The sequence below is a fragment of the Lacrimispora sanguinis genome (assembly GCF_044987295.1).
Lineage (GTDB): Bacteria > Bacillota > Clostridia > Lachnospirales > Lachnospiraceae > Lacrimispora > Lacrimispora celerecrescens_B.
This window is the reverse complement of the sequence record NZ_CP173277.1, coordinates 4461198-4476849: the sequence shown is the minus strand read 5'-3', so window position 1 is coordinate 4476849 and position 15652 is coordinate 4461198. Positions and strand designations below refer to the sequence as shown.

Annotated in this window: 10 protein-coding genes; 3 read left to right on the top strand and 7 right to left on the bottom strand. The window is 43.3% G+C overall.

The genetic code is table 11. The features are described from left to right. Window positions 1-139: 139 nt before the first annotated feature. The 7 genes from ACHZES_RS20780 to ACHZES_RS20750 form a co-directional block, all read right to left on the bottom strand. Window positions 140-1258, bottom strand: coding sequence for a glycosyl hydrolase (locus ACHZES_RS20780; RefSeq protein ID WP_395546478.1), 1119 nt, complete (start codon window positions 1256-1258; stop codon window positions 140-142). Next, complete coding sequence (locus ACHZES_RS20775; RefSeq protein ID WP_395546477.1) at window positions 1203-3020, bottom strand: glycoside hydrolase; 1818 nt, start codon at window positions 3018-3020, stop codon at window positions 1203-1205. Before ACHZES_RS20775 ends, ACHZES_RS20780 begins: the two co-directional genes overlap by 56 nt. A 14-nt stretch (window positions 3021-3034) precedes the next feature. Continuing rightward, window positions 3035-4918 carry a glycosyltransferase gene (locus tag ACHZES_RS20770; RefSeq protein ID WP_084719415.1) on the bottom strand — a complete coding sequence of 628 codons (1884 nt, stop codon included), beginning with the start codon at window positions 4916-4918 and terminating at the stop codon, window positions 3035-3037. Beyond that, window positions 4908-9137, bottom strand: a complete 4230-nt coding sequence (locus ACHZES_RS20765; RefSeq protein WP_404820264.1) for a polysaccharide deacetylase family protein — start codon at window positions 9135-9137, stop codon at window positions 4908-4910. The genes ACHZES_RS20770 and ACHZES_RS20765 overlap by 11 nt, the downstream gene beginning before the upstream one ends. A gap of 39 nt (window positions 9138-9176) precedes the next feature. Next, window positions 9177-10490: a nucleotide sugar dehydrogenase gene (locus ACHZES_RS20760; protein WP_154523436.1), complete on the bottom strand. Its 1314-nt coding sequence runs from the start codon at window positions 10488-10490 to the stop codon at window positions 9177-9179. Between the two features lie 169 nt (window positions 10491-10659). After that, window positions 10660-12216, bottom strand: coding sequence for an adenine deaminase C-terminal domain-containing protein (locus ACHZES_RS20755; protein WP_395546475.1), 1557 nt, complete (start codon window positions 12214-12216; stop codon window positions 10660-10662). A 34-nt stretch (window positions 12217-12250) separates the two neighbouring features. Beyond that, window positions 12251-12382, bottom strand: a complete 132-nt coding sequence (locus ACHZES_RS20750) for a hypothetical protein (RefSeq protein ID WP_395546473.1) — start codon at window positions 12380-12382, stop codon at window positions 12251-12253. An 86-nt stretch (window positions 12383-12468) separates the two neighbouring features. On the opposite strand from ACHZES_RS20750, the gene ACHZES_RS20745 reads away from it, so the two are divergent. Genes ACHZES_RS20745 through ACHZES_RS20735 form a run of 3 tightly spaced genes read left to right on the top strand, consistent with a single transcriptional unit; the run spans window position 12469 to window position 15628 of the window. After that, window positions 12469-12933: a hypothetical protein gene (locus ACHZES_RS20745; protein ID WP_154523429.1), complete on the top strand. Its 465-nt coding sequence runs from the start codon at window positions 12469-12471 to the stop codon at window positions 12931-12933. Between the two features lie 25 nt (window positions 12934-12958). Further along, the gene (locus tag ACHZES_RS20740; protein WP_395546472.1) at window positions 12959-13897 is read left to right on the top strand and encodes a ketopantoate reductase family protein; all 939 of its coding nucleotides are present in this window, start codon (window positions 12959-12961) and stop codon (window positions 13895-13897) included. A gap of 57 nt (window positions 13898-13954) precedes the next feature. After that, complete coding sequence (locus tag ACHZES_RS20735; protein WP_395546471.1) at window positions 13955-15628, top strand: S8 family peptidase; 1674 nt, start codon at window positions 13955-13957, stop codon at window positions 15626-15628. The last annotated feature ends 24 nt before the right edge of the window (window positions 15629-15652 follow it).

Here is a 15652-nt window from a genome sequence, read left to right as displayed (position 1 = left end):
AGGGCAGGAAAGAACCTTAAAAATGGAAAATTGCAATAAAAAAGTCTTCCATGAATTTAATCACAGAAGGCTTTTCCAACATGTATTTATAGAAGAATTTCACTGTTCTCCTGCTTTCTTTCAAAACTCCCCTTAACCCTTAACCGCCAAGCCTCCACAAGGACAGCCCTTTTGCTCCTTCTCTCTCTAAAATGCCGTACCAAAAATTTAAGGTTTCGTCATCAGCATACCAAACCTCATGCTCCCGTCCATTGCTGTCCCTGTAAGAATAGACCTTGCAGCCGCTTTTTTCGTCCCGCCGTACATTATCTCCTGCCTGGCTTTGTCTTAATATCGCTTCTTCCGTTGAAATCTGCTCTGTCTCTCCGGAGGCTTTTATAAAATCAAATCCGCCATTTGCTACCGCAAAGTAAGTTTCTCCCGGCAAAGCCTTCCCTTTCTCCACCATGGAAATCAGAAAATTTTCATCGGCCTTTGGCCCGGGCTCTGTCCCATAGCCGTATAAATTATAACACATAAAAACGTATTCCGGCCCTTTTACAAAGCCCAGTTCTTCCACTGGCGCCCCCGGTTCTAAAATCACCCGAAGCTTCAGTCCTCTCTCTGAAGTCTTTCCATACAATTCATTGACAAAAGAAGTGAACAGCTTCCAAAGCTCCATATCCTTTTTCATGGCTTCATAGTCTATTTCGACCCCGTCAAAACCTCCCTGTTCTGTCATCTCCAGGATATCACTGATATGCCTTTGCCTGGATTCCTTCGAGGAAAAAAGATAATAAAGCAAGTCTTTGTCTTTAAGAGAAGAACCCCCTTCTTTTTTCAATAAATCATTTACAAAAGTCAAATAGCTTTCCATTTTTCCGTTTTTACCGCTATCCTCTATAGCTGCCTTCATACCCATAACGTTCTCCGGCAGAAACATTTTTTTCTCGCTGTCAAAATATGCGGCAAAATAACTAATCCCATCTACCTCTTCCTGTAAGTTTTCCATTCTCCTTACTACATCTTCATTATCCCAGTAAACCGCCCAAACGTGGACCTTTCTCTTTCCTGTTCCCTCACCGTTCCCACGGCTTCCCACAAACCCCGAAGCCTCCTGCTGCATTTCCCCTTCTGCATGCATCTCCTTTTTCCTCCCTGCGCATCCTGCAAAAAGCAGCATACAGCCAAGAAGGAAAAGAAATACCACGAAGCGGGCTTTATTACAATGTCTTGATAAACCAGTTGATAACCCGGTTCCAGGTTTCCCTAATTTCATAAAATGCCCGTTCCCCCTCTTTCAATCGATTATCATAAAGAGTATTCCCGCTGCTGTCTTTGATCACAAGGTTCTCAAAAACACCATCGTAAACATCATCTGCAATGTTTCTCTGGCTGTAGCCAAAGTTTTCAAATGCCGACTCCAGGCAAAGGGCACCTGCCTCCACATTGGATACAGCCAGGTCTGATACTGCATTTCTTCCATCAATATTAACGGAAAGACGGCTGCCCGTTAAAACGATATCAAGCTTCCGGCTTCCCCTTTCATTGATTTGATAATCCGGTATATAATCCCTGTCCGGCAAATCAGATTCTGTTTTATGCCTTATTTCTTCCTCTACTTTTTCAATGCTATAGCTTAACTGGCTGTTCTTTTTGTACAAGGTAACCGCTCCCTTTAAAGCTTCCAGTTCATCTTCCCTGACTGTTTTAAATGCCTTTCCATCAAATTCTGCCAGATTTATTTCACTGATACAGGAACCATTGTCGTACACAGACAGTACATTATTCTTCAGTTCAACGATTACAGCCTTTTCCGGGGTGTTTCCTGTTCTCAGCCAGATCCTCTGTATCCCCAATACGTTTCCTGTGAAATTAACTGTAAGGGAAAGATCTTTGAAGGTCCCGCTTCCTTTCAGTTGCAAATGGCCATTTCCTTCCGGCTCAGAAGTCAAAATGATCTGACTGTTTCTAAATTCCCCGGCCCCTTTAAGAATCTCCCAATCAGCTTTTCTTTTTTCATCTCCCTCTTCAAAAATCATATCCTTGCCAGTGTCAGCCTTAATTCTCATTAACAGATGATTCGGATACCAATAAGCCTGAGGCTGCATCCTGGTCAAATCATAGGGGTTGGTCTTTCTGTCATTTTTAGACTCTCCTTCTCTGTTAAAATTCATGGAAAACAGCTCTTTGATCCATTTTTCATTTACCTCGCTGACTTTTTCATGATTTCCAAATGCTCCTGTATTGGCATGCATGAGAACATAAAGATCCGGGAGCTCTCCCAATTCCTTTGTATACAGATTCCTCATCAGCTGGTAATCCTTACTGATCCGCTCCTTCATCTGTTCCTGGGTTTCCTTGGGAATGGCTTCTTCATCACGTATATAATCCATTAAATACTGATTGTAATTTCTTCCCAGATACTGACTCATCGCATTGAACTCCTGTAGGTTCAATTCCCCCAGGTAGTGATCATACCTGTCAAATACGTTGATATAAGACAGGCGGTAGCCATTGGTTCCCCATTCCCAGAAGCTGGATTTTTTCAGCTTCTTTAAGTCCTTAGGCATTAAAAATGCGTCATCCTTGCCTTCTAATTTCTGACCGTAGCTCATGATTGTGGCGAGGTAATTGTACTTCTCCAATATTTTAGCAGAATAGACAGCCGTATCCCGCCTTCCATCTTCAAACATCAGGAACAGGGAATTTTCGGGCAAAGGAGTTCCTTTTTCGTAGTATTCCGTCATGTCTTTCTGCGATATTGTCACATATCCATTTCGCTTTAAGGCATTCATATGTTCTTCCAGTCTTTGAGTGCTGATTAAGGACGAAGTTCCGGCCCGGTCCACTCCAAAATAAGACAACGCAATAAAACCCGGATCTCCCTGTTTTAAACGGTCTCCCTCCTGAAAAGGAATATACTTATCAACTACGAAAAATGCACGGAATAAAAGTACAAGAAGTGCGGTCAGAATGATGGCCTGTATTACACTTCGCACTGCTTTTCTATGATCCTTTGATAATCTAAGCACCTTCATAATACTCCTTTAGTTCAATCCGCCGGCCTTCGCTCTGCTTTTTTCCGTTTCGTTCCCCTCTTCTTTTCATCTTTCCTACGCTCCTCATCTACATCACTTTGAGTCATTCTGGTGCCCCATGTGGATTTCCAGAAAGTAACCCAGGCCACCGGCATCTGCCAAAGCAAAACCGCTTCATAGTACAGGCAGAAGGCCAGGCCAAATATCCAGGTAGTGCTTCTTCGCAGCAGCATCTGGGCCATACTCATCAGAAACGCCATCAGCAGAAGACCTACTAAAAACGTGGTAGGAAATACATGGCGGGTGATCGGAACATAAACCAGGTTATACAAAACAACAACAGGAGCCAAAACAGGCACAAGCAGGCCTATGTAAAAGAGTACTGCAGCGAATGGTTCCTTTTTAAACATAAAGCTTCCTGCAATTAATGATTCCCTAAGCCACGAGCGTTTCCATCTCATCTGCTGTTTTAAAAAGACCGGGTAACTGTTTGGCACTATGGTCTGGCAGACTGCACTGTCCTGATAAGAAGTCCTGTGGTGTCTTAAAACAAAGTTGGTCATGGCCCGATCATCTCCAAAGGTTGCTTTCTGGCCTAAAAAGCTTTGATTCAACCATCGTTCCATATTGTCCATGACAATCTGCTTCTTATAGCAGGCCAAAGGGCCTGACAAGCAGGTAACTACGTCAAAATAAGCTTCCGCCGCTTTCAAAATCCGAAAGGCGATATAATACCTGACCGACTGCATCTTTGTCAGGCCATTGGTATAGGTATTGGCTACGTCCGTTCTGCCGGATACCCCTCCCATTTTAGGATCCTTAAATGGCTGTACCAGGTTCCTGATGGCAAAGGGATCTAAGAAACTGTCCGAATCCACAAACACTAAAAGTTCATGTTTTGCCTCCAGAGCACCTGCTGCCAAGGCTTCTCTTTTACCTGAGTTTTTCTTTAAAACAATGTACTTTAACCTGGATCTGGTTTCAAACTGCTCCCCCTCCTGGTAGAGCTTTTGGACGATCTCATCTATTTTTTCCACAGACTTATCACTGGAACAGTCATCAATGATAATAACTTCCAGCTTATCCACAGGATAATCCTGGTTGATACAGCTTAGAATGGTCCTTTGAATCCACTCCTCCTCATTAAAACAGGGGATCAGCACCGTCACTCCCGGAGTAAAATCAACATCAAGGGGCACCTCCCTGTACAATGCCCCAAACAGATAACGGCTGAGTAAAAACACGGCAGCCATAATGCTGTACAAATACAGTATTTTATTAAATCTGAAATAAATTACGCTTTCTGCCCGCATCAGGATCACAAAAATACTGATAAAGAACAGCAGCATGCTGGATATCATCAGCATATACCTGCCCTTTTTCTTTGACGAATAAAGGGAAAGAGGAATACGAAAGAGAAATCCACAGTGGTATGAGGAATCCTTCATCAGCTGAGTCCTGGCAATGGACGCCTCGATTTTAACCTTCATTTCCATTCCTTCAGGCAGGGTTCCGGGGAGGATTTCAAATTTAAGCAGGATCTTATCCGCATTCTTCACGATTTCCAAAGTTTCCTTAGAAGATATATTTAATAATATCCCTGTCATGGAAATATCCACGCCTTTGCACACCATGCTTTTCTTCTTATTCCCGGTAAAACAAATCACTTCCACATCATAATCAACCTTGTATCTTAATCCTGACTGTTTCTGTGCAATATACTCATTAATATTGCTGCTGTCGTAAGTCTTTCCCCTCCTGTCTGTATTAGTCCTCACATTGGTCTTATCCGGAACATTGGACAGCATCCTTCTGTCTTCTTTTAATTCCAGAAGGACCTCCTCTGAAATCTGTCCTTTTCCTTTTTTATTACGGCGAAGATTCATCTTATTTTTCATCCCTATTCAGTTCATTGGCAGTTGCCTTCCTGGTTTCACCTAAGTTGGCATCAGCAGGTGTAGCCCTTTTCTCCAATGGTTTCATTAAATAATTGCTTACTTTGTCAAACCGGTACCCCTGATTCATCAGTTCGGGGATAACAAGGTCCAACGCCTTGGCTGTAATATCAGGATCAGAGGAAGGTTCATTGGAATCATCAGACATATGCAGAACCATTATGCTTCCATTCCGCAGAGGATATCTGGATCCGTCACCTTTCCGTATTCCCTTTAACAGCTCATCGGCCAGCTCTCTGGACGTCTTCGCTTCATAATCATGACTGCTGAAGTCGCCGCTTACAATGTACTGGAATCCCATATCAAATATAGATTCCATGCCGTTTTTACTCATGGCCAGGGTCGGGGGACGGAATATTTTTGTCAGTGCAGGCCTGCCGTCTGTTGTCATATCACCCACAACGGAGCTGAGCTTTCTATAGGACAGGGCTAAATCCGCCATTCTTTCTGCCTCCACCTGACTGGTTAAAGAGTTATAAAACGGTCTCTTCCCCCTCCTGGATTTGATCTCATCATAAATAGCATACGGAAGATGGCCATCTGTATGGCTTCCGATATCATGGCCTTCTGCAGCAATGGCCCTTAAGAGGTTTGGGTTTTCCTCTATGCGGTTAGTCCTTATGTGGAAGCTTGCCTTGACCCCATACTTTCTCAGCACGTATAAAATCTGGTTGACCGGCTTATCAGACCCCCAGTCATCAATGGTCAAAAACAGCACCTTTTCGTTTGTAAACCTTCCGGTTATATCAATCAGCTTCAGTTCCCCCTGGGAAAAGCCGGGAAGTACATTCTCGTCGCTGTAATCAGGATTTCCCACATACCGCTCCTTCATGATCCCAAACTTTTCTCCTTCTGAGAACCAGGCCAAATGCCCCGGAGCAATATCGCCCACCCCAGCCGTATAATCAGATTCTTTTACCGGGTACTGATAAAGCCCCGGGCTATTCCTTAATTGCCCTACACTGACAATGCGGTACTGGGATCCGTTGTTTTCTATTCCATCTTCATAGGAGTTAGTCAGAACACGATTCTTATAAACATCCAGAAGCAGATTCCCTATCAGATTTTTGTCTTTGTAATAATCCATCCGAAAATATACAATATATCCTCTTCTTGCAGATATATTTCCGGCATTAAAGGAATTGGCTAAGACAGTTTCCAAGGTCCCATCCGGTCCTGCTTTGGAGCTTGCCATAGAAAGATCCTGCCACACCAGAGTACATCCTGCGCTTGCAATCGCTTCTGACATCTCACCGGTAATCTCCGCATCATAAGGATATCTGGCTAAAACAGGCTGCACTCCGAATTCCTTGTTCAATTTTTCCTGCATTCCATTAATACTCTGGTATACAGACTTAAAGTCATTTCCACTTCTTCCTGTAAGGCAGAGTCCGATTTCATGCCCCCGGCTAAGGATCTGTCTGATCTCTTCCTTATTTTGATCAATCTCTTCACTGGTCACGAAAAATGTACCTTTTCCCTGAATCTGATCCATCTTATCAAGGATATCATACAGAACCTCTGTCCGGCTGATCCCGGAAAAAGTAAAAGAAAGCTCCTGGCTGGTGCTATGTACGGTATAGACAGATTCCGCCTGCTTCCCCTGATTGTCACGCCGGATCTTATCAAAATCAATGGAGCCGGCTGCTTCCCCGGAAGGTGCAGGAATACTGGATGCAACTTGTGCACTGTCTATCATTTCCTGCAAAAAAGATACCCTGTAATTTTTTTTACCCAGATATTCCAGCACGTATTCTGCCGCTTCCTCCACATCATCACTGACATCAAGCCTTAAGTGGACAATCTCTCCCTTACTGATTCCTTTCTTGAAATATTTTGTTACTTCCTCTGCCGATCTCCCTTCTGTCATAGGGTTTTTGGAATAAGTAACCAGATCATAAGAAAGGGTTGAGGCAGCTTCCCGCACCAAATCGTTATACTTTGCGTAAACAGGCATAAAGAGTTTTGTATTAACCCCGTATTTGTCCTTCAGCAGTTTGTCTGTTTTGTAAATTTCGAAACATATACTGGAAAAATCCATATCAGATAAATCTTTTCCTGTCAGGCCTCCGTTTCCAATCTCATGGCCCTGGTCAATGATTTCTTTTACCCTGTCTCCATATTCTTCCAGTTCCTTTCCGGTAATAAAGAACGTAGCCTTTCTATTGTTTTCTTTTAAAAGCAGCAAAATCTTTTCTAAATTTTCCTGGCTGCCTATTCCCCTGAAGGTAAGGCCTACACCACTGTCCCGGCCGCCCATGGCATATATTTTGGAAAGCTTCCCCCCGTTTTTCTCTCTTAACTCAGAGAAATCCATGGCATAGTCCTCATCCTGATATTGGGGAATCTCCTGTGCAAACGCAGTTTGATATCCGGTTTCTTTCAAAGCCTTTGAAAACCAGCCGATCACCTGAATCAGGCGTTCTTCCTCTGAATTATTATCTTTCTCCCTTTTCTCACTCTCATTGAACGAATGATCCCCGGCTTCCTGTGTGGAGATTTCCTTCACTTCCTTACCGTACTCCGCCTCATTGAGAGTCCCTGACATCTTAATTGTAACTATGCTCCCCCACTTTAGGCCCTTCACGTAATCCAAAGCCTGTTCATAGCTGGAAAAGCTCTGATAATTAAGAAACTTCCTGCTCTCAACCACATACTCATATCCACAGGCTGAGGCTGCCTCCAAAAACTCATTCGAGCTATGAGGAAGGGTCCCCTGCAGGATCTTTGGCGTCTCTCCTGTAATCTGGTGCAGGATGCGATTTGCTTTTGCAAGATTTTCAATTAATTTATCTTGGGGCAGCTTATCCAGATCTTCCTCCCCTTTTAAACCAATGCTGCCAATTTCATTCCCTTTTTCTTTAATTTTAAGGATAAAATCCGTATCCTCCGCAGCCGTTATTCCTGATATCATAAAGGTGGCTTTCTGACCGTTTTCAGACAGCAATTCTAACGTTTTATCATTGGTTTTACTATCGCTTGTACCTAAAAAGTTAATGGCAACCACCTTTTTCATGGTATCCACATCTGTCGCTATTCTGGCTGCCTGATTTTCATTGTTCAATTGAGCCAAAGCACCTTTTATATCCAGGGAAGCGTCATATAAAGCCTGTCCTTTAGAGAAGCTGCCTGCCTCCATAGGCTTTAACTTTGCCCCGGCAATGGCTATGACAGAAGTAAAGGAGAGTAAAAGCGCAGTTATTTTTAAATATCCTCCATACCTACCCAAACCGCTTAATTTCCTGGGCGTTTTAATGGAAACCACGGGAGGTGCCGGTGCTTCTTCATCAGATAAAATCCCCATTAATTCTTTTGTTATAACACTGACCTTATCCTCTCTAACTGCTTCCGGAACTCCACCATGCTCTCTGGCTTTTGGAGAACCAGGTGCTTCTTCACCCTGAACAGCTTCTTCCAGGAGAACACGAATCAGCAATTGATATTCACTTACCATATCATAATCGCCGCTGTCGCAGAGAATGGACAATTTTTCTGCATCTGAGAGCACTTCCTGCATCCTCACGTTAATATCTTCACTATGAGTATGATAAATAAATTCATGATAATCAGCAGAATCAAAATAACGTTCAAAACCAGCGAGGAGCACTTCTCCACTATGATTGCGGATCCATGCTACCAGATTTGAAACGCAAGTATAAAGAAATTCCAGCCTGGTGAATTTTTTTATATTGGAAGCGACCATCGGTGCATCCAAAGGAATCATGCGGGAATACTTTTTTGTCAGGTTTTCCATCTCCTGGGAAAGCTCCATAACACATTCCCGGATCAAGTCTTTCCCAGTCATAATTTCATGGGTGTGGCAACGTAAACGGAAACTGGACAATTCCTTTTCGTTCAGTAGATATTCTTCAATATCTGCTGCATGGAGAGCATAGGAGAAGCGAAGATCAAGCATGGCAGACTCAAGCAGTTCCGCATCCGCCATTCCAAGGAGTTCTTTCAAAACCAAAGCACCAACCATAACTTTTACTGATTCATTTGGGCCGGATGCCTTTCTGCCGTAAAGTGGTGAGAATATACGTTCATCAATGATCGGAAACAAACGCTCCGCAAAATCCTTTGCCCATGACTTTTCTAATACTTCCTTTTTGCGTTCTGTCATCTTGAACGTAACATCTCCTACATTCATCTCTTCGCTCACCTCGTTTCCTTTTATCCGATATCACAGACTGATTTTTTTCTAAAGGCTCCAATAGAAATAGCCGGATTCTCGCAGTTGTTTTCCATTAAAAATACTTTTCACATCAATGATAACCTTTCCCGAATCAGGAAAATCCCCAAACAGACTTCCTAATTGTTCGGAATTAATTTCTAAAAACTCTTTATGAGAGACAGCAAATACAACCCCATCTGCTTCCTTTACTTCCTCCATCTTTACAACTTGTATCCCATATTCTTGTTCCTCCTGCTCCCCAAGATAAGGATCCACTACTTTTACTGAGATCTCATACGATTTCAGCCTTTCCACAATATCCAGAACTTTCGAATTCCTGATATCCGGGCAGTTTTCCTTAAACGTAAATCCAAAGATATATACAGAAGCATTCCTTACCAGCTTATTTGCCTTGATCAGCTGTTTTACGGTCATATCTGCTATGTATTCTCCCATGCTGTCATTGATCTTTCTTCCGGACAAAATAATCTGGGAATGATATCCAAGGCTTTCAGCCTGATAAATAAAATAATAAGGATCTATTCCGATGCAGTGACCGCCAACCAATCCCGGCTCAAATCCTAAAGCATTCCACTTCGTGTTCATGGCCTCCAGCACTTCTTTGGTACTGATCTCCATTTTATCAAAAACAACGGCCAATTCATTCATAAAAGCAATATTGATATCTCTCTGTGCATTTTCCACCAGCTTGGCAGCTTCCGCCACCTTTATGCTCCCTGCACGGTAAACACCCGCTTCAATAATCAATTCGTAGATCCGGGCAATCTCTTCTAAGGTTTCTTCATCTATTCCTGATACAATTTTAACAATATTACTTAAAACATGCACTTTATCCCCAGGGTTAATTCGTTCCGGAGAGTATCCCACTTTAAAATCCTTGCCGCAGGTCAATCCTGACATCTCTTCCAATATAGGAACACAAATATCCTCTGTAACCCCTGGATAAACAGTGGATTCAAATACTACAATGCTACCTTTTGATAAATTCCGCCCAACAATCCGGCAAGCACTTGATACAGGTTCTAAATCAGGCGTTTTATCCTTATGGATCGGAGTGGGAACTGCCACCACAAGGAATTTAGCTTCTCTAAGCCTTTTCTCATCTACAGTAAATTCAATATCCAGATTCTTAATGTCTTCCCCAACTTCATTTGTAACATCAATTCCCCGCAAATAGGCCTCTATCTTTTTTGAGTTGGTATCAAAGCCAATGGTTTTAACCTTTTTGGAAAATGCTGCTGCAATAGGAAGCCCCACATACCCCAGCCCAATGACTGCTATGGTTTCTTTCTTATTGATAATTTTATCGTATAGCGTCATACTACCTCCCCTTCTTAATAAAACACCTTGCAGTTCGCTGCACAAAAAGCAGATCTCATGAGATATAAATACTGCTCATAAAAATACTCTGATAGATGTACTATATCACCCTATCCCCCTTTGCGCAATAAATTGTTTGTTACTCCTATATTGGGAAATTTATCCTGCTTTATAGCTCCTGTTTTTCCACCAAAGGAACCTGTTCCTTTGTCCTTACATCATACAGGCCCTTATCGCTTATCTTTAGCTCCGGTGATGCCAGGTGTGTCAGAGTGGAAATGGATTGGATGACATTGCTGTTCACATACCCCATTGCTTCGATTTCCGCTCTCAACTTTGCCAGTTCCTCAGAAAGCTTTAGAAGGCTTCCGTCAGAGATAATCCCGCCGATGGGAAGTGCCGCAGAAGCTGTAATTTTGCCTTCCCTGGCTGTTACATATCCCCCCTGCATATGGACTACCCGGTTTTGGGCAAGTACCATGTCCTTTGCAGAATTTCCAAGGACCAGCAGATTATGACTGTCGCGGCTCCAGGTGGTAGCTATCGCTCCGGGAGACTTTAAGGCATGTTCCACAAGTCCATAGGATACATCTCCTGTCTTTCCATAGCGCTCAAATACCACCGCAAGGCAAAGACCTGCCTCCTGCCAGCTTATGCATTTGTTCCGAATGGGAAGTTCCCGCTTCACATGTCTGACTCTTGTTCCAAACTCCTGAATCTGCATGACATGTACAGTGGCTGTCCCTTCCCGTATCTCGCAACGGTTCAGACTAAAGTCAGAGGCCAGGGCCAGACGGCATTTTATTGACTGGTAAAAATGATCCGGAAAAACCACCTTTGGGGTATCCGTACTTTTTTCATGCTTCTTTCCGTTTTTATAAACCGCAGAGGGGCAGAAACTTACCAGATCATCGAGAACAACGAAATCCGCCAGCTTACCCGGGGCGATCATCCCCCTGTCATCAAGGTCCATTCTCCTTGCAGGTGTCAGGGTGGCACAGTAAATGGCCTTTTCTGCCGGCATTCCCTGCTCCACTGCCAACCGAAGGATCTGGTTTAAATGGCCCTTAACCAGCTGGTCAGGCATGGTGTCACCCGTTACAAGGGCCACATTTTCATAAAGAGCATGGGACACCACCGTTTCCACCACATCACGTGTCAGGGATTTTGCCTGCAGTTCCAGAAACATACCCATGCCCCTGATAAAGCCTGCCAGAGATTCTCCGGGCAAGGCTGGATTCATCACCTCACCAAGGCAGATAACCTTTTTTTCCTTTAAAAGCTCCTTAATTTCTTCTTCCTTCAGCTGTCCGCCTAAGGTTTCCAAATCTGTTCCAGTGGAAGGAACAACATACGGAATCCCATAATAGATGTCCAGTTCCGTTTCCTTTTCCATAAAGCTTTTTATTCCTTCCACCCCGTATACATTGGCGATCTCATGGCAATCAGCCACCACGCAGGTGACTCCCCATGGCAGGACTACCCTGGAAAACTCCTCCGGATACGTCATGGAGCCTTCGATATGAATATGAGTATCGATCAATCCCGGTATGATATATTTGCCTGCAGCATCTACCACACATTCCGTCTCATAATTATCCCTATGATATGAGGAAGGGGAAATGTCGTAAAACCTTTCCCCTACAACCGCAATGTCCATTTTTTCAAAACTTTGCCTGTATGTCTGGTAGACCCATCCATTTTGAATCAGTAAATCAACCTTCATATTTCCTCTGTCCTTAATGATTGATAATTTGGTTTCACTGGTTAATCCAGCCGCTTAACTTCGGATTGGCAAAGGAATCCCTTTGCACTGTCTCTACGTTAAATACTGCGCCGGTCTCAATTTTATATACGTCTCCTTTTGAGAAACCTTGCAACAAATTCCGCATTGAGTCTATTATAACGGTTCGACCACTCCCTTATCTTTGCTTTTTTAGGTACTTATGGTAATATAGATTTAAAAAAGAGGTTTCTTATGGTTAATAAAATACACAGAATCTGTTTCCTTTTAATCCTTCTATTATTATCCCTTACCGCATGCCAGAGCCCGAAAAAGGAGGTAAAGGACCTTACCGGCATTCCTATTGATATAGAAAAAACGGAATCCGTTTCCATTTACTATGGTTCCATCTGTTATTCCTTCTTTGATGAGAACAAGGAAACCATAGCCAAGGTCGCTGATCTCTTTCACGGCTTCTCTTTAAAAGAAGTTCCTGACGGAGCACTTGACGCCCCTACCACCTACCAGATTTACTTTTCTAACACCGACGGCCAGACTGCGGCGATTAATGTGGATGAAAGCGGCATGTTCTATCTGGCTGATACGAAGAAATTCTATGAAGTATCTGAAGGGGTTTTTCATCTGGAAGAATTAGAAAAAATATATCAGGACAGCATGACTGCGGGAGGCTTAGATAAAAACCAGTGCCTCATTCCGTAAACAGCTTAAGTCGAAAGGAGATCTTATGAACGATTACACTAAAACAACTGCAATTGTAGGGCTGGGAGCCTTGGGAATGCTTTATGCCAGTCAGATTACCGCTGCCCTTGGCCCGGATAACATTTACTTTCTTGGTGACCGGGAAAGGATTGAACGTTACCGGCAAACACCCTTTTCCATAAACGGTAAGCCCTTTTCCTTTCAGATAGAGGACTGCACCAAAGTCCGGCCAGTGGATTTTCTTATTGTAGCAGTTAAATACGGCGCCCTCTCCTCCGCCCTGGATACCATGAGTGCCAGTGTTGGCCCTGACACCACGATCCTATCGGTTATGAATGGAATCGACAGTGAGGAAATCATAGCGGAACGGTTCGGCGGGGAAAAAGTACTTTATTGCGTTGCACAGGGAATGGATGCCATGAGGTTTGGTTCCAATCTTACATACACCCGTCCGGGCACGCTCTGCCTTGGAACCAGGACCGAAGGACAGGAATCCAGGTTAAGGGATTTAACCCGTTACTTTGACAGGGCAGGGATATCCTATACGGTTGAAGCCGACATTGTAAAACGTCTTTGGGGGAAATTCATGCTGAATGTTGGAATCAACCAGACATGCATGGCCTTTGAAACTAATTACAGCGGAGTGCTGGCTCCCGGAAAGCCTAATGACGCCCTGATCGGTGCCATGAAAGAAGTGATTGATCTTTCCAAAAAGGAAGGGGTCGGCTTATCGGAAGCAGATATGGATTTCTACATAAATCTGATCAAAACCCTTTCTCCCGAAGGCGTTCCCTCTATGCGTCAGGATGGAATGGCCCGCCGGTATTCCGAAGTGGAAATGTTTTCCGGAGCTGTCCGCCGCCTTGCTGCAAAACACGGATTGCCGGTCCCGGTCAATGATATGCTTTATGAGAAGATAAAAAAAATAGAAGCAGCTTATCCTTCATTGCCACATGATTCATAATCAGAATCTCCTTGCATAAATATGTATAGCACCAGAATACAAAGAGGGGGCTTGATTTTGGAAAGAATACTTGACAATAATTATTACGATCTGTTCGTAAATAACACTCTCATTCCACGATATCAAAAGGAAAGTGAAATTACCTACCTCAATGAAAGACTTTCTTTGGAACATGTCCCGGCAGAATCTTTAAACCCCTGTAACTTAGGGCTGTATTCTTACAACAGTTTTTCGTCACTGTACACACTGTCTTCTATAGTTAGTTTAGACAAATCCGGGATTACAGAGGTTCAGAACGATCCAAATTTAAGCCTGTTTGGAAAAGGCGTATTAATAGGAATTATCGATACCGGCATTGATTACCTTCATCAAGTTTTTAAAAACAGTGACGGAACCACCCGCATTCAGTCAATATGGGATCAGACCGATCAAAATGGTGTACGCCCGGAGAACTTTACTTATGGCTCTGAATACGGCAGAGATCAGATAAACAAAGCTTTACAGTCGGAAAATCCATTATCTGTCGTTCCCTCGGTGGATACCAATGGTCACGGCACAGCAATTTCCAGCATTGTGGCCGGTACTCCAACCAATGACCAAAGTTTTCGGGGAGTTGTCCCGGAAGCTGATCTGGTAGTCGTAAAATTAAAAAATGCCAAGAAAAATTTAAAGGATCTTTTTTTTGTACCGGATGAACTTCTCTGTTACCAGGAATCCGATATTATGCTTGCCGCTCGTTACCTGGCTACTGTCGCCCAAAAATTGAATAAGCCAATGGTTATCTGTATTGCCCTTGGAACAAGTCAGGGAGGACATGACGGAAACGGTCCTTTAAGCAGTTATTTAGATTACCTGGCACAGCTTCCTGGGATTGGAGTTGCAGTCTCAGCCGGAAATGAAGGAAACAATCATAGACATTATTTTGATGCCACATTACCCGATGTCTTTTATAATGATTTTATATTAAATGCAGGAAATGATGACAGCACTTTCTTCGTGGAAATTTGGGCTGCGTCCCCCGCTCTGCTGTCCATCAGCATAACCTCCCCTACACAGGAGATTACAAAATTAATCCCTCCATCATTAAATGGCTGCATCAATTATAATTTTAACAGAAGCCAGACAAACGTCTGGATCAACAATATTATTTATGAGCAAAATACGGGAGATCAGCTTATCCTGCTGCGTTTTGAAAACACCTTTCCGGGAACCTGGCATTTACATCTTGAAAATAATAATCATGAATCATTCTCCTTTCATGCATGGCTCCCATCTGGTAACCTGATAACAGACGGAACATACTTTATGAATTCGGATCCAAACGTTACTATAACTTCTCCTGGAAACGCAGAAAGCCCGATGACCGTGACCGCCTATAATCAGTTCAATAACAGCATTCTGGTTGAATCCAGCAGAGGTTACACGAGAACCGGAGCGATTAAGCCTGACATCGCAGCTCCAGGTTATCAATTGCCTTGTGCGGTTCCGGGAAATAAATACGGCACTGCCACAGGAACGGGAGCGGCAGCCGCCCATGCGGCAGGCATCATGGCGATGGTTTTTGAATGGGGGATAGTGAAAGAGAATTATGTTCAGATGACCGGCAGTATTGTTAACCGGCAGCTTATTTGGCATGCAGCGCGTGACAACGCCAATGCTTATCCAAATAACATATGGGGGTATGGTCAGGTGGAAATTTATAATTTTTTTGAAACAATTAAAGGTGTCTAAACTCGACAAAGATTTAACATACTA

Bases quoted from the DNA above. Each gene is read 5' to 3' on its own strand.
- ACHZES_RS20755 (WP_395546475.1), bottom strand. From the start codon at position 12,216: ATGAAGGTTGATTTACTGATTCAAAATGGATGGGTCTACCAGACATAC.
- ACHZES_RS20770 (WP_084719415.1), bottom strand. From the start codon at position 4,918: ATGAAAAATAAGATGAATCTTCGCCGTAATAAAAAAGGAAAAGGACAG.
- ACHZES_RS20745 (WP_154523429.1), top strand. From the start codon at position 12,469: ATGGTTAATAAAATACACAGAATCTGTTTCCTTTTAATCCTTCTATTA.
- ACHZES_RS20780 (WP_395546478.1), bottom strand. From the start codon at position 1,258: ATGAAATTAGGGAAACCTGGAACCGGGTTATCAACTGGTTTATCAAGA.
- ACHZES_RS20760 (WP_154523436.1), bottom strand. From the start codon at position 10,490: ATGACGCTATACGATAAAATTATCAATAAGAAAGAAACCATAGCAGTC.
- ACHZES_RS20740 (WP_395546472.1), top strand. From the start codon at position 12,959: ATGAACGATTACACTAAAACAACTGCAATTGTAGGGCTGGGAGCCTTG.
- ACHZES_RS20750 (WP_395546473.1), bottom strand. From the start codon at position 12,382: ATGCGGAATTTGTTGCAAGGTTTCTCAAAAGGAGACGTATATAAAATT.
- ACHZES_RS20775 (WP_395546477.1), bottom strand. From the start codon at position 3,020: ATGAAGGTGCTTAGATTATCAAAGGATCATAGAAAAGCAGTGCGAAGT.